The organism is Humitalea sp. 24SJ18S-53, assembly GCF_050632385.1.
Lineage (GTDB): Bacteria > Pseudomonadota > Alphaproteobacteria > Acetobacterales > Acetobacteraceae > Humitalea.
The window spans coordinates 654,482-673,164 of the sequence record NZ_CP192599.1 but is presented as its reverse complement, the minus strand read 5'-3'; the positions used below and the strand labels follow the sequence as shown (position 1 = coordinate 673,164).

Annotated in this window: 17 protein-coding genes and 1 tRNA gene; 8 read left to right on the top strand and 10 right to left on the bottom strand. The window is 70.2% G+C overall.

Features of this window, described 5'->3' with window-relative positions; genetic code table 11:
- Positions 1–2 precede the first annotated feature (2 nt).
- Genes ACQW02_RS03190 through ACQW02_RS03180 form a run of 3 tightly spaced genes read right to left on the bottom strand, consistent with a single transcriptional unit; the run spans position 3 to position 3,963 of the window.
- Positions 3–1,079, bottom strand: coding sequence for a ring-opening amidohydrolase (locus ACQW02_RS03190; RefSeq protein WP_431283833.1), 1,077 nt, complete (start codon positions 1,077–1,079; stop codon positions 3–5).
- The gene (locus ACQW02_RS03185; RefSeq protein WP_431283832.1) at positions 1,079–2,533 is read right to left on the bottom strand and encodes an NADP-dependent isocitrate dehydrogenase; all 1,455 of its coding nucleotides are present in this window, start codon (positions 2,531–2,533) and stop codon (positions 1,079–1,081) included. Before ACQW02_RS03185 ends, ACQW02_RS03190 begins: the two co-directional genes overlap by 1 nt.
- Before the next feature lie 47 nt (positions 2,534–2,580).
- A complete protein-coding gene (locus ACQW02_RS03180) occupies positions 2,581–3,963 on the bottom strand; it encodes an amidase family protein (RefSeq protein WP_431283831.1) in 1,383 nt (460 codons plus the stop codon).
- Between the two features lie 100 nt (positions 3,964–4,063).
- Between ACQW02_RS03180 and ACQW02_RS03175 the strand changes: the two genes are divergently transcribed.
- Positions 4,064–4,138 (top strand) — tRNA-Val (locus tag ACQW02_RS03175).
- A gap of 83 nt (positions 4,139–4,221) precedes the next feature.
- The gene (locus tag ACQW02_RS03170; RefSeq protein ID WP_431283830.1) at positions 4,222–4,746 is read left to right on the top strand and encodes a hypothetical protein; all 525 of its coding nucleotides are present in this window, start codon (positions 4,222–4,224) and stop codon (positions 4,744–4,746) included.
- A gap of 3 nt (positions 4,747–4,749) precedes the next feature.
- On the opposite strand, the gene ACQW02_RS03165 is transcribed toward ACQW02_RS03170, so the two are convergent.
- The 5 genes from ACQW02_RS03165 to ACQW02_RS03145 all read right to left on the bottom strand — a co-directional run bounded on the left by ACQW02_RS03165 (position 4,750) and on the right by ACQW02_RS03145 (position 8,572).
- A complete protein-coding gene (locus ACQW02_RS03165; protein WP_431283829.1) occupies positions 4,750–5,232 on the bottom strand; it encodes a DUF1178 family protein in 483 nt (160 codons plus the stop codon).
- Positions 5,233–5,305: 73 nt separating this feature from the next.
- A complete protein-coding gene (gene grxC / locus ACQW02_RS03160; RefSeq protein WP_431283828.1) occupies positions 5,306–5,563 on the bottom strand; it encodes a glutaredoxin 3 in 258 nt (85 codons plus the stop codon).
- Between the two features lie 31 nt (positions 5,564–5,594).
- Positions 5,595–6,371: a ComF family protein gene (locus ACQW02_RS03155; RefSeq protein WP_431283827.1), complete on the bottom strand. Its 777-nt coding sequence runs from the start codon at positions 6,369–6,371 to the stop codon at positions 5,595–5,597.
- Positions 6,368–7,933: a rhodanese-like domain-containing protein gene (locus tag ACQW02_RS03150; protein ID WP_431283826.1), complete on the bottom strand. Its 1,566-nt coding sequence runs from the start codon at positions 7,931–7,933 to the stop codon at positions 6,368–6,370. Before ACQW02_RS03150 ends, ACQW02_RS03155 begins: the two co-directional genes overlap by 4 nt.
- Positions 7,934–8,572, bottom strand: a complete 639-nt coding sequence (locus ACQW02_RS03145; RefSeq protein WP_431283825.1) for a cysteine dioxygenase — start codon at positions 8,570–8,572, stop codon at positions 7,934–7,936.
- Between the two features lie 107 nt (positions 8,573–8,679).
- Here ACQW02_RS03145 and ACQW02_RS03140 point away from each other — a divergent pair, with 107 nt between their 5' ends.
- The gene (locus tag ACQW02_RS03140; RefSeq protein WP_431283824.1) at positions 8,680–9,582 is read left to right on the top strand and encodes a class I SAM-dependent methyltransferase; all 903 of its coding nucleotides are present in this window, start codon (positions 8,680–8,682) and stop codon (positions 9,580–9,582) included.
- Positions 9,583–9,653: 71 nt separating this feature from the next.
- On the top strand, positions 9,654–10,460 hold the full coding sequence (map, locus tag ACQW02_RS03135; RefSeq protein ID WP_431283823.1) for a type I methionyl aminopeptidase: 807 nt from the start codon (positions 9,654–9,656) through the stop codon (positions 10,458–10,460).
- 32 nt (positions 10,461–10,492) lie between these two features.
- Here the strand turns inward: map and ACQW02_RS03130 are convergent, their stop codons facing one another.
- The gene (locus tag ACQW02_RS03130; RefSeq protein ID WP_431283822.1) at positions 10,493–11,284 is read right to left on the bottom strand and encodes a glycerophosphodiester phosphodiesterase; all 792 of its coding nucleotides are present in this window, start codon (positions 11,282–11,284) and stop codon (positions 10,493–10,495) included.
- A gap of 176 nt (positions 11,285–11,460) precedes the next feature.
- Between ACQW02_RS03130 and ACQW02_RS03125 the strand changes: the two genes are divergently transcribed.
- The 4 genes from ACQW02_RS03125 to ACQW02_RS03110 all read left to right on the top strand — a co-directional run bounded on the left by ACQW02_RS03125 (position 11,461) and on the right by ACQW02_RS03110 (position 17,468).
- Positions 11,461–12,615, top strand: a complete 1,155-nt coding sequence (locus ACQW02_RS03125) for a TRAP transporter substrate-binding protein (protein ID WP_431283821.1) — start codon at positions 11,461–11,463, stop codon at positions 12,613–12,615.
- 4 nt (positions 12,616–12,619) lie between these two features.
- Complete coding sequence (locus tag ACQW02_RS03120; protein WP_431283820.1) at positions 12,620–15,604, top strand: ATP-binding protein; 2,985 nt, start codon at positions 12,620–12,622, stop codon at positions 15,602–15,604.
- 158 nt (positions 15,605–15,762) lie between these two features.
- Positions 15,763–16,514, top strand: a protein-coding gene (locus ACQW02_RS03115; RefSeq protein WP_431283188.1) for an IS5 family transposase whose coding sequence is annotated in 2 segments (ribosomal slippage) — positions 15,763–16,093 and positions 16,093–16,514 — 753 coding nt in all. Because the reading frame shifts where the segments join, the coding sequence is not laid out codon by codon here.
- A gap of 192 nt (positions 16,515–16,706) precedes the next feature.
- Positions 16,707–17,468 (top strand): SDR family oxidoreductase, encoded by a 762-nt coding sequence (locus ACQW02_RS03110; RefSeq protein ID WP_431283819.1) that lies wholly within the window; start codon positions 16,707–16,709, stop codon positions 17,466–17,468.
- Positions 17,469–17,725: 257 nt separating this feature from the next.
- Here the strand turns inward: ACQW02_RS03110 and ACQW02_RS03105 are convergent, their stop codons facing one another.
- Positions 17,726–18,673, bottom strand: coding sequence for a Bug family tripartite tricarboxylate transporter substrate binding protein (locus ACQW02_RS03105; RefSeq protein WP_431283818.1), 948 nt, complete (start codon positions 18,671–18,673; stop codon positions 17,726–17,728).
- Between the last annotated feature and the right edge of the window lie 10 nt (positions 18,674–18,683).

The following is an 18,683-nucleotide window of genomic DNA, read 5'->3' as shown; positions in this document are numbered from 1 at the left end:
ACCTATCGCCGCGCCACCACCGCGACCGGCCCGCCGCCATCCGGTCCCTGGTGCTCCGCGCCGCCCGACACGAATGCATCCGTCCGCCCCGTCGCCGCGCCGATGACGCCGCCGACCAGAGCGCGCGCGTGGCGGGTCGCGTTGATGTCGCTGTCGTCGTTCATGATGTGGCGCAGCCCGCGGATGCGACCCGATGCGGATGGTTCGGCCTTGGCCAGCACCGCGACCAGGCGTGACGCATCGGCCAACTGCCCGGCACCGGGTGCCAGCCCCGCGCCGGCCAGGGCGCGGCGCACGGCGTCCAGGTCGATGCCATCGGCCATCACGTCATGCGCGATCACCAGGTCGCCGGCCCAGTCGGGCGACATGCCCAATACCACGACCTCATTGCGGGTCAGTTCCACCCCGGCGGAACAGGCGGCGCGGCGGCTGAATTTTGTGGCGTCGCGCAGCACCATGTCGTCGGTGACGCGGTCGATCTCACCCAAGGCCAACGCCACGCCCAGCGCCGAGGCACCGCGCGAAAACCCCATGCTGGCATAGGTATCATGGGTCACCACGGGCGCGCGGGCGCCGGCGATGCGTTCGCTGGTCAGCAGCGGTGTCTTGACCTGGACGTAGTGCACATCGGTGATGCCGCCCTGGACCATCGCCGCCTTGACCGCGACGGCGGTCGCTTCGGCCTGCGCCGCGCGGCCGAGGGATTCGGGGGGAAGGTCCGGGGTGAAGGCGGTGCCGATGGCCAGTGCGCCGGCCGGGTTCGGCGCACCGCCCTCGACGATGGAAAACACCAGCCAATGCGGCGACAGCCCGCCCTCGGTGCCGCCGCTCATCACCATCGCGACGCGTTCTAGCACGGCCTCGGGCGTGGTGCCCAGGCGTTGGGCCAGCATCGCCGCCAGCGCCTGCACGGCAAAGGCGCGGGTGAAATCATTGACGCAGCCGTTGCCCTCGGTCTTGCCCAGGATCGCGACGATGCGGGCGGGGTCCAGTGTGCCGCTGTCGATCAGCGCGGCGATGGGGGATGCATCGCCCGGATGCGCGGCGGGCAGACGGTGCAGCAGCGCCTGGCGTGCCATCAGCCTTCGCCTTGCGCCTTGGTGAAGCCGTCGATGCCGCCAAAGGTCTGCAACTTTTCCAGATGCATCCAGCGATGTTGGCGGGAAATGCGTTGCAACAGGTCGGCGATTTCCGCCACCCCCTCACCCACCAGCGGCTTGCGCAGCAGGAAGCGGGCGCAGAAATGATCCACGACGAAGGTATTGCCGCCCATCGGCGGCCAGACCTGCACGCCGCGATTGGTCAGGCCGTTGAGGCGAAAGGCCGAGCCCTCCGTCGCCATCACCAGGCTGGCGCCGAGGTTGGTCGGCTCCCGCTCGCTTTCGATGAAGACATCCAGCCCCACCATCTCCCGCGACGCGGCGGCGATCGCGTAGGTCCCCGGCGGCCAATGCGGCATTTCCAGGGGCGCGTAGTCGCGCGCCGCGGCGACGGTGGTGGGCTTGCGGCCCAGGTTGGCGATCAGCCGCGCGACATAGGCATCGGTGCCGCCGCCGGTGCCGCGGGGGGCGATGTCACCGGTCAGGTCCCGGCCTTCCTCAAGCGTCACATAGAGCGCGTTCTCGACCGATGCGGCGGCTTCGAAATCGCCGATGTGGCGCAGCATCATCACTGCCGACAGCAGCAGCGCCGTCGGGTTCGCCAGCCCCTTGCCGGCGATCTGCGGGGCCGATCCATGCACCGCCTCGAACATCGCCGCCTTGTCGCCGATGTTCGACGAAGGTGCGACGCCCAACCCACCGACCAGCCCGGCCGCGAGGTCGCTGATCACGTCGCCGTTCATGTTCGTCGTCACGATCACGTCGAACTGTTCGGGGTTGATGACCAGTTGATGCGCGCAATTGTCGATGATGACGTGGGACGGCGCGATGCCGGGGTATTCCGGGCTGATGCGCTCAAAGACCTTCTTCATCATGCCTTCGGTCAGCTTCATGATGTTCGCCTTGGTCGAACAGGCGATCTTTGTCCGTTTTTCCGCACGGGCCAGGGCAAAGGCGAGGCGCAGGATGCGTTCGCTGCCGACCTCGGTGATCAGCTTCAGGCATTGCGCGACGCCTGGTGTCTGCATGTGCTCGATGCCGGCGTAGAGGTCTTCCACATTCTCCCGCACCACCACCAGGTCGATGTTGCGGCCCGAAAAGGGCGTGATGACGCCGGGCAGTTCCTTGACCGGGCGAATATTCGCGTAGAGTTCAAAATACTTCCGCAGCGTGACGTTGGCGGATTTTTCGCCGTAGCCGACAGGGGTTTCCAGCGGCCCCTTCAGCGCGACACCATTGCGCGCGATGGAATCCAGCGTGTCCTGCGGGCAGCCGGTGGCGATGCCGGCGCGGAACACCTCGGCCCCCGCCACCGCGTCGTCCCAGGCGATGTTGGCGCCGGCGGCGGCGAGCACCGCCTTGGTCGCGTTCATCACCTCGGGGCCAATGCCGTCGCCGGCGATGGCGGTCACGGTGGTCTGGGGCTTGGTCATGCGGCGGTGTCTTTCGAAAGCGGCGGCTGCGTTTACGCCATGGATGGTTACAGGGCGATGTCGGGGGACCCGAAAGCGGCCTCGATGGTCGCGGCGGCGTCCAGCAGCACGTCTTCCCGCAGCCGCGCGCCGACCAGTTGCACGCCCATCGGCGCGGCGCCCCAGGCGGTGGCGACCGTCAGCCCCGGCAGGCCCATCAGCGGCAGGCCGACCTGGGTCAACTGCGCCTCCATCACCCGGTCGAAGTCTTCGGGCGACTGCACATCCAATTGGTCAGCAAAAGGTGGCTCGGCGCTGACCGGCATGATCGCGACGGGGTAGCGCGCCAGGAACACCGACCATTCCCGGCAAAAGCGGATCCGTGCCTGCAAGGCATCTTGGAAACCGCCAAAATCCGGCGCGGGGCACAGGCGTTCCATCTGGGCATAGACGAAGGACGCATCGGGATCGGCCTCCTTCACGATCGCCGCGTTCTGACCGCGCCTGGTTTCCGCCAGCCAGAGCAGGGCTTGCAGGCGGGCCGGTTCGCGCAAGGGCGGGATCGCGGTCTCCACGATCGTCCAGCCGGCGTCCTGCAGGGCGACGGCGGTGGCGCGCAGCGCGGCCTCGACCTCGGGCGCGGTCGCCAGTCCCTCCGGCCGCACGCACAGCGCGGCGCGTTTCGGCTGGCCGCCCAAAACCCCCGGCGACCACCAGGGGTCGCGCGCGTCATGCTGCGCCATGGCGGCAAACCCCAGGCGCAGGTCGGCGATGCTGCGCGCCAGCGGGCCCGACACGGCCATCAACTGGGCGCCGATCAGCCGGTCGGGGCCGGACAGGTTCACCGCCGGCACGCGCCCCAGGCTCGGCCGCAGGCCATGCAGCCCGCAGGCGTAGGCCGGGTAGCGCACCGACCCACCGATATCCGTGCCATGCGCCAGCGCCCCGATCCCGGCCGCCAGCGCGGCCGCCGCCCCGCCGGACGAGCCCCCCGGCGTCAGCGCCGCGTTGCGCGGGTTCTTCGTGGCGCCATGCAGGCTGTTGCGGGTGAACCAGCGCAGCGAAAAGGCCGGCGTATTGGTCCGCCCGATGACCACCGCCCCGGCGCGCTTCAGATTGGCCACCACCGGGCTGTCGTGCTGCGCGACCAGGTCCTTTTGCAGCCGCAGCCCGTTGCTGGTGGCGAAGCCCGCCTGGTCCACATTGGTCTTGATCGTCACCGGCACGCCGGCCAGCGGCCCCGGGTCCTCGCCGCGGGCCAGGGCCTTGTCGACCGCCGCGGCGGCGGCCAGCGCCTGGTCCGGCATGAATTGCACCACGGCATTGATCGCGGGGTTCACCGCATCCAGCCGCGCCAGGGCACTTCTGGTCACCTCCACGGCGCTGGCGCCGCGGGCGCGGATCAGGGCTGCGGTCTCGGCGGCGCCCAGGCGCCAAAGGTCGGTTGTCATGTCGGACAGGCTTGTGCGCCGCCCGAAGCGCGTCAATCCGCGGCGGGGGACTTGCAAGCCCCGCCCAGCCCCCTTATCACGCGCCTTCCGTGCAAACGGCGGGCGCGTAGCTCAGCGGTAGAGCATTCGCTTCACACGCGAAGGGTCACAGGTTCAATCCCTGTCGCGCCCACCACCCCCCCCTCCCGACACCCACCCTGGCATCCCGGGCCGGTTCATGCTCCGATCCCCCGTCCAGAAATCACGGGAGCCAGCATCATGGCCAGCGCCACCCAGAATATCGAAACCTTCGCCGCCGCCTGCCGCGCGGCCCTGACCGAACACCCCGGCACCGAAGGCCGCGCGGCGGTCAATGCCCTGGTCAAGCAGGCCCTGGCCGACCCGGCCTTCGTCGCCGCCATTATCCCCGAAGGCACGCCGGAGCGGAAAGTCCTGTTCGAGGACCCCGACCTCGGCTTCACCATCCTCGCCCACGCCTATACCGGCCCCAAGACCAGCGGCCCGCACGACCACGGCCCGACCTGGGCGATCTACGGCCAGGCGGCTGGCGAGACGATCATGACCGACTGGGACTGCCTGGCCCGCCCGGCGGATGGCAAGCCCGGCCGCGCCGCGCCCATCCGCTCCTACGCGCTGCAACCCGGCGATGCGCATCTGTATGAACCGGGCGTGCTGCATTCGCCGCGCCGCGATGGCCCGACCCGGCTGCTGCGGATCGAGGGCATGAACATGGACCGGGTGAAGCGCTATCCCTATGACGCGGTCGAAGCCGCCCGCGCCTGAGACCTACCCGTCGGAGCGCGGCACCCAGGGGATCTGGCCGATCTCGATCCCCTCGTCCCGCAGCGCCTCGGCCTCATCCTCGGTCGCTTCGCCGTAGATGGCGCGGCGGTCACTTTCGCCGCGTTCCATGCGACGGGCCTCGTCGGCGAATTGGTTGCCGACGTAGTCGCAGTTGCTTTCGACCTCCGCCCGCATGCGCTGCAACAGCGCCATGACGCGGGCGGGCATCGGCCCGGCGGCCGCGACGGCGGTGGGGGCCGGGGCCTCGGTCGGCGGCGGGGGGGCGGCGACCACGGGTGCCGCCACCGGCTTCACCCGGCCCTTCTTCGGGATCGCCGGCGCCATCAGCGCGCGGGCGACCTTGGTGCCACCGCATTCCGGGCAATCGACCAGCCCGGCCGCGGCCTGGCGGTCGAAGGACGCGCTGTCGCGGAACCAGCCGTCGAAGGCATGGCCGGCATCGCAGCGCAATTGGTAGTGGATCATGCGGCCTGGTCCCGTCGACCCGTCATCGGGTCGCCACACCATGTAGGCACAAGATCAGCCAATGTGCAGGGTCTCACCCCGCCAGCATCGCATCCAGTCGCCCGGCACGCTCCAGCGCGGCCAGATCGTCCGACCCGCCGATCGCGGTCCCGTCGATGAAGACCTGCGGCACGGTGGTCTTGCCGCCGGAGCGTTCGATGGCGTCGCGGCGGTTCTGCGACCCGTGCGGCGAGTCCTTTTCCGCGAAGGGCACGCCCTTCTTGGTCAAGAGCGCGCGCGCGCGATCGCAGTAGGGGCACCATTGGGTGGTGTAGAGTTCGATGTCAGGCATCTGCGATAAATTGCGATACGCGCGCCAATGGTCAAGCGTTGCCGTCGTCCCGCAGCACCCGCGCGGCGGCCAGGCCCGTGACCCGCAGCGCCCCCGCGTCGAGCAAGGTGCGCGCGCAAGCCGCCAGCGTGGCGCCGGACGTCAGCACATCATCCACCACCACGATCCGCAGCCCCGCGATGCGCGACTGGCTGCCGCGCGCGATGCCAATGGCGTCTTCCAGCAATTCCGCCCGCGCGGCGGCGCCGCGATCGCCCAGCGCCGGCGTGCGCCGCACCCGGCGCAACAACCCCGGCGCCATCGGCACCCCGGCGCCGCGGGCGATCCGCGCGGCCAGTAGGGCGGCCTGGTTGTAGCGCCTGGCCCGCAGCCGGCTGGCATGCAGCGGCACCGGCACCACCAGATCGGCGTCGGCAAGCAGATCGCGCCCGGCGATGGCCATGCGCGCCGCCAGCACCTGCGATAATTCCGGCCGGTCGGCGTGCTTGAACGGCAGGATCAGCCGCCTGGCGCCCTCGTCATAGCGAAAACCCGCACGGGCGGCGGCAAAGGGCGGCGGGCGGGCGACGCAGGCCGCGCACAAGGCGCCGCCGGCGGCGTCCGTCCCCCCGGCCTCGCCCAGGTGGCGGAAGGGAATGCCACAGCGTTCGCAGAGCGGCGCGCCGATCGGGGTCAGGTCGCGCACGCAATCGGCGCAGAGCAGCCCCTGGGTCGCGACCGGCGCCTCGCAACCCGCGCAATGCGGCGGCAGCAGGCTGTCCAACACCGCGAGGCCGAAGCCGCGCAGCCCCGAAACCAGTCGCCTCACCAGGCGCCGAAGGGCGCGTCGCCGTCTCGGGCGACCTGGGCGGGCAGGTCGACCTCCCAGCCCAGATAGGCGCGCATCGCATCTTCCTGACCAGCATTGCGGTCGTAGGGCCGCAGGTAGGCATCGGCGCAATCGGCATCGGCGGGATTCTGCCGATCCGCGACCAGCGGCAGGCCGGCGGCGGCGGGGCCGCCCGGCAGGACGCGCACGCGCATGCCGGGGAACAGCGCCGCCAGTTCCGGCACCGCCAGATGGGCGGTGGCATCCGGGTCGCCGACCACGACCAGCTCCGGCAGCAGCGATGCGGCATGCTTCGCCCTGATCCGGTCCAGCCGCCCGCGCAGCCCCCAGACGGCGCCGGGGATGGCGCCGGCGCGAAACGCCAGGCTGCGGGTCAGTTGCACGGTCAGCACCGCACCCGCGGCATGCAGCGCGCGGAAGTCTTCCGGCGAAATGGTCGGCTGCAACGGTGCCCCGATCGGCTCGGCCCCCGTCACCAGCGGCGCGGAGGCCAAGGCGCCGTCCAGCACCCAGACCTCCCAACCACCCAGGCGGCGCAGCCAGGCGGCGGTCATCCGCGCCCGCACGCCGTCGTCATCGACCAGCAGGATGCGGGCATGGCGCACCGCGACCCAGCGGTCGGTCGCCTGCACCAACTGCCCGCCGGGCGCCGAGCGGCTGCCGGGCAGATGCCCCGCCGCGAATTCCGCCGGTTCGCGGACGTCGAGCAGATAGGTGCTGCCGGTATGCAGCCGCGCCAGGTCGGCCGCCCCGCCGATCCGCACTCCCTCCCGCGCGGCAAAGGCCGAGGCCGCGGCCAGGGTTTCGGCCACCTGCGGCGGCTTGCCCGGAGGAAAGCGTTCGGTGCGGCCGTGGTCGGAAAAATACCCGGCCAATTCCCAGCCCATGGTGCCGTCGCGCAGCGCCACCACCGGGTTCGGCACCCCCGCCTGGCGCAGGCTTTCCGCCCCCAGGATCGACCGTGTGCGCCCGGCGCAATTCACCACGATGGTCGCCCCGGGCGGGATGTTCAGGGCAGGCAGGCGATAGACCAATTCGCCGCCCGGCACGTTGATGCCCCCCGGGATCGACATCGCAAAAAATTCGTCAAAGGGCCGGCTGTCCAGGATCACCAGCGGCGCGCCATCGGCCTTCATCTCGGCCAGGGTTTCCGGCGCGACATGGGGGGTGCCGTCGTGGTGCTCGACCCATTCGCCAAAGGCCTTGGAGGGCACGTTGACGCCGGAAAACACTTCATAGCCCGCCGCGGCCCAGGCGGGGGTGCCGCCGGCCAGCAGCGCGATATTGGTGGCGCCCATGGCCTCCAGCAGGGCGACCAGGCGCTCCGCCTCCCCCTCCCCGCCGTCGCAGACGACGATGCGGGTGGACAGGTCCGGCAGCAGCGCCGGCGCCCGCCATTCGGCCTGGGAGAGCGGGCAAGGCACCGCCCAGAACAGGTGGGAAGCGCCAAAAATGCCCTCCTCGCGCGCATCCAGGATGGCGAGTTCGCCGCCATCCGCGATCCAGCCCTTCAGGGCCGCGGGGCCGATCCGGGTCGTCATCTAGCGGCCCGCGGCCGGGTTCTTGGCCTGGGGGGATTTGGCCAGCGGCGGCATATAGGCGGCGTTGTAGGGTGTCACCGTCTCGGCCTGCGTGTCGTAGCCCAGGCGCTTGTCCAGCTTTTCCAGCGCCAGCCCATACATGTGCAGGTGTCGCGTCGGGCGGTCGCCGGTGGTGTGGATGCTGTGGATGTCGTCGGGCATCAGCGCGATGCCGCGGCCGGGTTCGACCATGATCTCCTCGCGCTGGCGCAGGATCGCGCGGCCGGGAATCGCGCCATCATCCGTGCGGGAAAAAACGCGGTTCAACTCCTGCCCATCGACCGCGACGACCACGGCCCAGGTGGTGTGGTCATGCGGCTTGGTCTCGTTGCCGGGGTTCAGCGCGTTCAGGTACATCGCGAAACGCCCGTCCGGGTCCTCGCTGAGCAAATAGCGCCGGGCGCCCTTTTCGCCCGGCGGCGGGGGCGGGAATTCGGCGCTGGGGAACAGGTTTTCGCGCGCGGCCAGGGCCAGCATCTCGGTGCGGATGGCGGCAAGGGACGGGCGGGTGACGCCCTGCGCGGCCTCGATCGCGCGGATGCGGGCGATGGTATCGGCGACGGCGATGGCGCGGTCGGCGAGAATGTCGGTGGTGGACATGGCGAGGTCTCCTCGAGACGTTGCCGATACCTTAGGCGCGGTTTGGCCATCACGGGAACGCCGGCACGGGATGGCAGCGCCGCGCCGGCGTGCCACATGTGCCGGTGATGACCCCACCGCCTGGCCCCTTCGACCGGAATTTGCTCGCCCGCCGCCGGGCGCGGGCGGCCGCGACCGTGCATCGCGTGGCCCCCCTGCTCGACGCCGCGGCGCATCTGCTGCTGGACCGGCTGGACGATACCACGCGCCAGTTCGACACGGCGCTGGAAGTCGGCGGCCGGGGCGCGGTGGCCCCGCTGCTGGCGGCGCGGGGGATCGGCTTCGTCGTGTCCTCCGACCTGGCGCCCGCCATGGCCGCGCGCGCGGGCGGGGTGGCGGTCGCGGCGGATGAGGAATGGCTGCCCTTCGCCGCCGCGTCCTTCGACCTCGTGGTCGCCAGCCTGTCGCTGCACATGGTCAACGACCTGCCGGGCGCCTTGCTGCAGATCCGCCGGGTGCTGCGCCCGGACGGGCTGTTCCTGGCCACGATGCCCGGCTTCGGCACCCTGCAGCCGCTGCGCGAGGCACTGACCGCCGTGGAATCCGACCTGCGCGGCGGCGCCGCCCCGCGGGTCGCCCCCTTCGCCACCTTGCAGGATGCGGCGGGGCTGTTGCAGCGCGCCGGCTTTGCCTTGCCGGTCGCCGACCTGGACCGGCTGGACATCGCCTGGCGCACCCCCCTGGGCTTGCTCGATGACCTGCGCGCAGCCGGGGAACAGGCGGCCCTGGTCGCGCGCGACCGCCGCACCCCGCCGCGCGCGCTGTTCGGCGCGGCTTTGGCCCGGTTGGCCGGGGCTGGCGGCCCGATCGCCGCCCCCCTGCCGCTGCTGGTGCTGACCGGCTGGGCCCCGGCGCCGGACCAGCCGAAACCCGCAAGGCCCGGCAGCGCGACGATCCGCCTGGCCGATGCGCTGGGGGTCGAGGAACAGAGCGGCGGCGAAACAGCCGATCCGCGCCGCACGCGCCCCTGATCCGCCCCCGCCGCAAGGACGCTTGCCCTCCGCCCGCCAAGGTCGCATCTAAGGCGCTGCAAGGAGCACCCATGGACCAGGCCGGGCCGGAAAGCCGTCGTATCATCCAGCACCCATCGGAGGATTTCGTTGGCATGCGCGCCGCCGGCCGCCTGGCCGCGGAATGCCTGGACATGATCACCCCCCATGTCGTGCCTGGCGTCAGCACCGACCGGATCGACCAATTGTGCCACCAGTTCGCGCTGGACCATGGCGCGGTCCCGGCGACCCTGGGCTACCGCGGCTATACCAAATCAAGCTGCACCAGCATCAACCACGTGGTCTGCCACGGCATCCCGGGCGACCGGCTGCTGCTGGATGGGGACATCGTGAACATCGACGTGACCGTGATCCTGGACGGCTGGCACGGCGATTCGTCGCGCATGTATGCCGCCGGCACCCCCAGCACCAAGGCGCGGCTGCTGATGGATGTCACCTACGATGCCATGATGAAGGGCATCGCCGCGATCCGCCCCGGCGGCTACCTGGGCGACATCGGCTTCGCCATCCAGGCGCATGTCGAACGCAACCGCTTTTCGGTGGTCCGCGATTTCTGCGGCCATGGCATCGGGCGGTCGTTCCACGCGCCGCCGAACGTGCTGCACTTCGGCAAGAAGGGCGACGGGCCGCAGTTGAAGCCGGGCATGTTCTTCACCGTCGAACCGATGGTGAATGCCGGCCGGCCGGAGGTGAAGATCCTGGACGATGGCTGGACCGCCGTGACCCGCGACCGAAGCCTGTCGGCGCAATACGAACACATGGTCGGCGTGACCGAGACGGGGGTGGAAATCTTCACCCTCTCCCCCGCCGGGATGCACAAGTACCCCTACGCGGGCTGATCCAGCCTACCAGGTCATGCGGCTAGCCGCCGCTACCAGGTCATCCCGGCGCGGAACATCGCGCGCCGGGCGATCGCCAGCGCCGGGTCGTCGGTGGCAAAGGCATCCAGCCCCAGCGCCAGCGCCCGGTCGATCGTGGCGGCGTGGTTCGCCCCCCAGGCGCCGCAGCCCAGCCCCGCCGCCCGCATCGCCGCGACATAGGCCTCATCCGCCCCATCGATCCGGGTTTCCGCCGCGGGCAGCCCATGTGCGACCGCCACCGCCGCGGCGCCGGCCGGCCCCAGGTCGCGCAGGGTGCCGGGTTCCAGCAGCCAGGCCGCCCCCGCCAGCCCGCCCGCCGCCCAGGCCGCCGCCACGGTCGGCGCGTGGAAGGCGATGATGATGCTGCGGTCGCGCGCCCCCGCCCCGTCCAGCACCGCCAGCACCCGGGCCACCACGTCCGGATAGGGCGTGCCGGCGGCATCGGCCTTGATCTCGACGCGAAAAAACATCCGCCGGCCGGCGAAATGGGCGGCGACCTCGGCCAGGGTGGGCACGCCGACCTCGGCCGCGCCGCGGATTCGCAAGCGGGCGACCTCGGCCGCCGTCATCGCCGCGATCGGGCCGCGGCCGTCGGTGGTGCGTTCGGCCAGGGCGTCGTGGATCACCACGGGCACGCCGTCGGCGGTCAGGTGGATGTCGCATTCGGCCTGCTCGACCGGCAGGGCCAAGCTATTGCGGAAGGCCACCAGCGTGTTTTCCGGCCACAGGAAGGACCCGCCGCGATGGCTGATGATGGCGCCGGTGGCGCGGGTGATGGCGCCGGTGGCGCGGGATAACGTCATGCGGATAATCCTATCATCATCGCGGCCGGCCAGACAGATTGCCCAAACCTGACCGGGGGTGAAAGCTGCGTTCATTTCCCGCCAAGGTTGCATTCGGAGGCACAAACATTGTTTATGGGTTTGCTGCAGAGCGGCACGGGCAAGGGCCCCGTATCGACACGCTGTCCGGGGGTGGCATGGACCTGACGCTTCGCCGGACCGCGCCCCCCCAACAAACGCGCGGCAAGCCATGGCTTGGCCTGGCCCCTGTGTTCCTGCTGCCTCTCCTGATGGCCTTGGGCGGGATGGCCGCGCCGGCCGGCGCGCAAAGCGAGATGGGGATCCAGATGGCGCAGGCCGCCGCCCCCTCGAACACCAACCCGACCCGCCTGCGGGTGCTCGGGGGGCTGGCCGATGTCGGGCAATATACCCGATTCGAGGAACCCTTCTGGCGCCGCCGCGTCGCGGAACTGACCGGCGGGCGGGTGGAGGCGGAAATCCTGCCCTTCGACCGCGCCGGCTTCCGCGGCCCGGAAATGCTGCAATTGATGCGGCTAGGCGTCGTGCCCTTCGGCACCGCCCTGCTCAGCATCGTCGCGACCGACGAGCCGGAGTTCAACGCCGCCGACCTGCCGGCGATGAATCCCGACATCGCGACCATGCGCCAGACCCTGCAACTGTTCCGCCCAAGGCTGGCTGAGCTGCTGCGCGAGAACTACAATGTCGAATTGCTGTCGGTTTACACCTACCCGGCGCAGGTCGTCTGGTGCGACCGCGCCTTTGGCGACCTGGCGGACCTGGCGGGGCGCCGCATCCGCGCCTCCTCGGTCGGCATGGCGGAGGTGCTGACCGCGCTCGGCGCCGTGCCCGTCGTCACGCCTTTTTCCGAAATCGTCTCGGCGATGCGCACCGGCGTCGTCGAATGCGCCGTGACCGGCACCCTGTCGGGCATGTCGATCGGGTTGCATGAGGTGACGACCCATGTCTCGCAGATCGCGCTGTCCTGGGGCGTGTCGGTCTTCGGCGCGAATATCGACGCCTGGGAGGCGTTGCCGGAACAGGACCGGGGCGTGATCCGCGCCGGCCTGGCCGACCTGGAATCCGCGATCTGGGACGCCGCCGGGCGCGACACGATCGAGGGCCTGGCCTGCGCCGCCGGCCAGGCGGGGTGCCAGGGCACGCAGCGCGGCCGGCTGACCTTGGTCCCGGCGACGGCCCGCGACGAGGTGCGGCGCCGCACGCTGCTGACCGATACGGTGCTGCCAGCCTGGGTCAGCCGCTGCGGCCGGGACTGCGTCGAGGCCTGGAACCGCTACATGGCCCCGACCCTTGGCCTGACGGCGCGCGAATAGGCCGATGGTCACCGCATCCCGTCGCATCCAACTGATGGTCGTGGCCGCGGCGGTGCTGCTGTTGCTGGCCCAGGGCATCGGCACCGTGCTGCTGATGGCCCAGGCGCGGGACGCCACGATCGCCGCCGCCAATGACTCGGTGCTGCGGGTCGCCCGCGCGGTTGAGGCATCGGTCAACCGCAACTTCGTCCAGGTCGATGCGATGCTGGCCGGGCTGCCGGCGGTGTTGAGCCAACTCGCCCGCGACACCAGCCGCGACCGCGCGCGCGAAGCCCCCCCCGATGGCGCGGCGTTGTCGCGGGTGCTGCGCGACCTGAACAACCAGAACTTCGCCTGGCGCGACGTCATCCTGGTGGGCGAAAACGGTATGCCGGTGGCCAGCGCGCTGCCGGTGTCGCGCCGCCGGGCGCTGCCGCTGTCGATCGACACCGCCTTTTTCGAAAGCGGCCAGCGCACCGGCGCGATGCTGATCGGCGGGCCGGTGCGCAACCCCGCGACCGGGGAATGGGCGCTATTCCTGGCCCGGCGCATCACCCTGCCGGGGTTCGGCCCGCTGCTGGCGGTGGCCGAGGTGCCGGTGCCGGGGCTGCAGACGCTGCTTGCCTCGGCCGGCGGCGAGGCCCCGGGCTTCCGCGTGACCCTGGAGCGGGACGACGGCACCTTGCTGGTCTCGCTGCCGCACGATGAAACCCGGATCGCGCGCCGGCTGGTGCCCGCCGCCCCCGACCTGCTGCGCCGCCAGGATGCCGCCGGCCAGGCCCGGCCGGACGGCGCCCCTGCCACGGTGGCGCCGGGCGCCAACTCCCAACGGACCGAGGCCCCGCGCCCCGAAGCCGGGCTGGTCCGCATTCCCGGCCGCTTCGATGCGGCGAATGTGATCCTGGCCCTGCGCCCGACGCTTTACCCCGCCGTGCTGGTCGGTGCCTCGGTGCGCGAAGACCGCGTGCTGATCGACTGGCAGGCCGATGTGCGGCGCGCCGTGGCCGTATCGGGCTGCTTCGCGCTGCTGGTGATCGCGCTGGCCGCGGCGGTGCTGATCGGGCTGCGCCAGCGCGACCGGGCGGATGCCGAACGCATCCGTTGGCGGAGGATGCTGGAGAACGCGCTGGAAAGCATGGAGGGCGGCTTCGTCATCTGGGACGCCCGCGACCGCCTGGTCGCCTGCAACAGCGCCTACCGCGCCTTCTACGCATTGTCGGCAGAGTACATCGTGCCGGGCGCCTTGTTCGAGGATGTGATGCGCGGCGGCGCCAAGGCCGGCCAATACCCCCAGTCCGGCGAGGATATCGAGGCCTTTGTCGCCGACATGCTGGCCTGGCATCGCGGCAACCACCCGCAGATGGAGCGCCTGCTGCCGGATGGCCGCTGGGTGCTGATCACCGAACGCCTGACCCCCGATGGCGGCGTGGTCGGGGTGCGGACGGATATCACCGCCCTCAAATCCGCGATGGCGGAGGTCGCGGAGGCCGCCGAGGCCAAGGGCCGCTTCCTGTCGCGCATGTCGCATGAACTGCGCACGCCGCTGAACGGCATCCTGGGCTTTTCGCAGATCCTGCTGGCCGACCCGACCCTGACGCCGGACCAGCGGCGCCAGGTCGATACCGTGCAGACCGCCGGCCGCCACCTGCTGGAACTGGTCAACGGGCTGCTGGACCTGTCGAAGATGGATGCCGGCAAGCTGCAACTCGCGGCGCAGCCGACCCGGCTGCGCCCGCTGCTGGAAGGCTGCGCCGCCCTGCTGTCGCCGGAACTGGACCGCAAGGGCCAGGCCTTCCGGCTGGACATCGGCACCGCCCTGCCCAAGGCGGTGCTGACCGATCCGACGCGGCTGCGGCAATTGCTGCTGAACCTGCTGTCCAACGCGGTGAAGTTCACCCCCGAAGGCGGGCGGATCACCCTGCGCGCCCTGCCCCGTTCCGGCGTCGTGCGGTTCGAGGTGCAGGACGACGGCCCCGGCGTGCCGGCCGACAAGCGCCACCTGCTGTTCAGCGATTTCGTGCAACTGGCCGACCGGTCGTCGGAAGCCGCGGGCACCGGGCTTGGCCTGTCGATCTCGGCCCGCCTGGCGGCGCTCATGGGCGGGCGGATCGGCTGCGCCGAGGCCCCGGATGGCGGTGCGCTGTTCTGGGTGGAACTGCCCATGACCGCGGCGACGCTGCCCGAGCCCAAGCCGGACGCCCTGCCAATACCCTCGGCGGGCGCCATGACCGGGCATCGCGCCCGCATTCTGGTGGTGGACGACCTTTCGGCCAATCGCCTCGTCGCCCAATCGATGCTGCAGGCGGCCGGCCATCGCGTGACCTGCGCGACCGATGGCGCCGAAGCCCTGGCACTGGTCGAGGCCGAGAATTTCGACCTGGTGCTGATGGACCTGCAGATGCCGGTGATGGACGGGCTGGAGGCCACCCGCCGCATCCGCGCGCTGCCGAGCCCGCGCAACGCGATCCCGGTGCTGGCGGTGACCGCATCGGCCCTGCCCGAACAGGTCGCGTCCTGCCGTGAGGCGGGGATGGACGGGCACCTGTCCAAGCCCGTGGACCGCGACGGGCTGCTGGCCGAGGTCGCGCGGCTGCTGGAGCAACAGGCCAGCCATTCGTTGCCGACCAACGAACCGATGCTGATGGACGAGACGGTGCTGATCGTCCTGGCCGCCGACCTGGGTGCGGCGGGCACCAGCATCATCGCCGAATTCGTGGCCGAGTTGCGCGAGGTCACCGCCCTGCTGCGCGCCGGCCCCGACCCCGAGGCGCTGCGCGGCCTGGCACATCGCATGGTCGGCGCCGCCCGCACGCTGGGGGCCCGGCGCCTGGCCCTGGCGGGCGAACGACTGCAGGGGGCGGAGCGCAACGGCGGCGATACCTCGCCCCTCGTCGCGCGGGTGATCGAGGCCGCCTCGGCCAGCCTGCCGGTGCTGGATGCCTGGGTGCAGGCGCGGGCCGGTGGCGAACGCCGCCCGCCCCCGGTGCAATGGGTCGCCGCATCCGACTAGACCGCGATGCGTTCGCATTCGCTCACGCATCACGCTCTAGCTTGTTGTTTTGTCGCGTGATTCAGCCCTTCGGCGCATTCGCGCCTACGGCCATCACGCTCTAAGGTCTGTGGGGATTTAGGATTCCCTTGCGGCGTCGGATGTGATTCACGCTGTGGATGGACCGCTATGTGCTGACGGACGCCCAATGGGCGAAGATGGAACCGCATTGTCTTGGGAAGCCGACCGATCCGGGACGGAGCGGGAGCGACAATCGGCTTTTCGTGGAGGCGGTGCTGTGGATCGCGCGGACGGGCAGCCCGTGGCGTGATCTGCCGGCGATGTTCGGCAATTGGAGCACGGCGTTCCGGCGCTACAGCGACTGGCGCAAGGCGGACGTGTTCGTGAGACTTTTCGAAGCCTGTTCGGATGAGCCGGATATGGAATACGCGATGATCGATGCCACGATCGTCAAGGTCCACCGCCACGGGCAGGGCGCAAAAGGGGGACTCAAAGCCAGGCCATAGGCCGCTCCAAGGGCGGTATGACGACCAAAATTCTCGCGCTGACCGATGCGCTCGGCAATCTGGTGCGCTTTGAACTGCTGCCAGGGCATCGGTTCGATACTGCCGGCGTTGAGCCGCTGCTCGATGGCGTCGATTTCGGCGGTCTCATCGCCGACAAGGCCTTCGACAGCAACACCATCATCGCCGACCTCAACGCCCGCGGCGCCAGCATCGTCATCTCGCAGCATTCCCGACGCACCAAACCGCTGCCGCTTGATCGCGCTCTCTACAAATGGCGGCACCTCATCGAGAACTTCTTCTGCAAGCTCAAGGAGTTCAAACGCATCGCCATGCGCGCCGACAAAACAGACCATAGCTTCTCAGCCATGATCTATCTCGCCGCAGCCGTCATCAACTCCAGATGAATCCCCACAGACCTTAGAGCGGGATGCGGTCGCTCACGACTCACGGTCTAGTTCGTTGTTTTATCGTGTGTTTCAGACCTTCGGTGCATGCGCACCTTTGGTCATCGCGCTATAGCCCCGGCCGGGCCATGGACAGCCCAGCGACCCGCAAGCACCATGGCCGTATCGAAAAATGCCAGGGAGTAGGCGTGCATGAACGGATTGATCGTGGGCCATGCGGTGGTGACCGGGGCCGGAACGGGGATTGGCCGCGCCGCGGCGCTGGCGCTGGTCGCGGCCGGCTGGACCGTCGCCGTGGTCGGGCGGCGTGCGGAACCGCTGGCTGAAACCGTGGCACTCGCCGGCGCCAACAGCGCCCGCGCCATCCCCTTCAGCGCCGATATCGGCGACCCCGCCAGCGTGAAGGCGCTCTTCGCCGACATCGAGGCGAAGTTCGGCCGACTGGACATGCTGTTCAACAACGCCGGCCGCGGCGCGCCCCCGGTCGAATTCGACGAGATCACCGACGAGGACTGGTTCGGCACCGTCGCCGCCAATTTGAACGGCGCTTTCCTCTGCGCCCGCGCCGCCTTCGGCATCATGAAGCGCCAGTCGCCGCAGGGTGGGCGGATCATCAACAACGGATCGATCAGCGCGCATGTGCCGCGCCCGCGCAGCGCGCCCTATACCGCGACCAAGCACGCGATCACCGGGCTGACGAAGTCGATCTTCCTCGACGGCCGGCCCTACGACATCGTCGCGGGCCAGATCGACATCGGCAACGCCGCGACGCCGATGACCGAACGCATGACCAAGGGCGTGCCACAGCCGCAGGGCGGCGCGATGGTCGAACCGCGCATGGACGTGGCCCATGTCGGCCAGGCGGTGCTGCAAATGGCGTCGCTGCCGCTGGACTCGAACATCTTCACCATGACGATCATGGCGTCGAAGATGCCGTTCGTCGGGCGGGGGTGATAGGCTGGGGAGGTTGCGCCGTGGAAGGGGCTGTTCGCCCCCTCCACCCCTCCCCCAACCAGGGGCCGCCGCCCCTGGACCGGCGCGATGTATTGGCAAAATAAAGGGCGGGGCATCAAGGTCACGCCATTGATCCAGCGTGCTCCATGCCCCTCCCTTTATTTTGCCAAACCCCGTGGGTTCCAAGGGGCCACGGCCCCTTGGTGGGGAGAGATTGAGAGGGGCAAAGCCCCTTTCAAAGCGCTACCTCCCCAAGCTCAGTCGATCCTCGCCCCCGACACGCGCACGACGTCGCCCCAGCGGGTGACTTCCGATGCGACGAAGGCCTGGAAATCCGCTCGCGACAATTGGCGTGGGGTGGAGCCGGTTTCGATCAGCCTCGGCACCACGTCGGGGTGGTTCAGTGCCAGGATGATGTCGGCGTGCAGCCGGTCGGCGATCGGCGCCGGCAGCCCGGCCGGCCCCGAGATAGCGAACCAGGTGGAGGCGACCAGCGCGGGAAACCCGCTTTCGGCGAAGGTCGGCAGGTCGGGCCAACCCGGCACCCGCTCGGCGGAGGTCACTGCCAGCAGGCGCAGGCGGTCGTTGCGGCCGGCTTCGACCAGGGTGGTGATGATGCCCTCGATCTGCCCGGCGACCGCGTCGTTCAGGGCGGGGCCGGAGCCGCGATAGGGCACGTGGGTCATCTCGATCCCGGCCAGGCGCTTGAACAATTCCTGCTTCACATGGCTGGACGAGCCATTGCCTGGGGAGGCGATGCGCCAGGCATTGGGATCGCGTCGCGCGGTCGCGATGAAATCGGCCAGGGTCTGTTCCGGCCGCTGCGCGTTGATGGCCAGCACCGAGGGGATTTCGGCGATCAGCGCGATATGGGTGAAATCCCGCACGCTGTCGTAGGGCAGGCTGCGATAGACGGATGGCGCGACGCCTTGGCTGGCGATGTTCGACACCAGCAGGGTCGTGCCATCGGGCGGCGATTTCGCGACCAGGTCGCTGCCGGTCGTGCCACCCGCGCCGGCGCGGTTTTCGACGACGGTGCTCACGCCCAGGGTCGCGGACAGCCGGACCGCGATCAGCCGGGCGATGAAATCGGTGGTCCCGCCGGGCGGGAAGGGCACCACGATGCGAATGGTGCGCGATGGCCAACTCTGGGCCAGCGCCGGTGTGGCGAGGAGGCTGGCGGCAAGCAGGGTGCGGCGATGCATCGCAACGAAA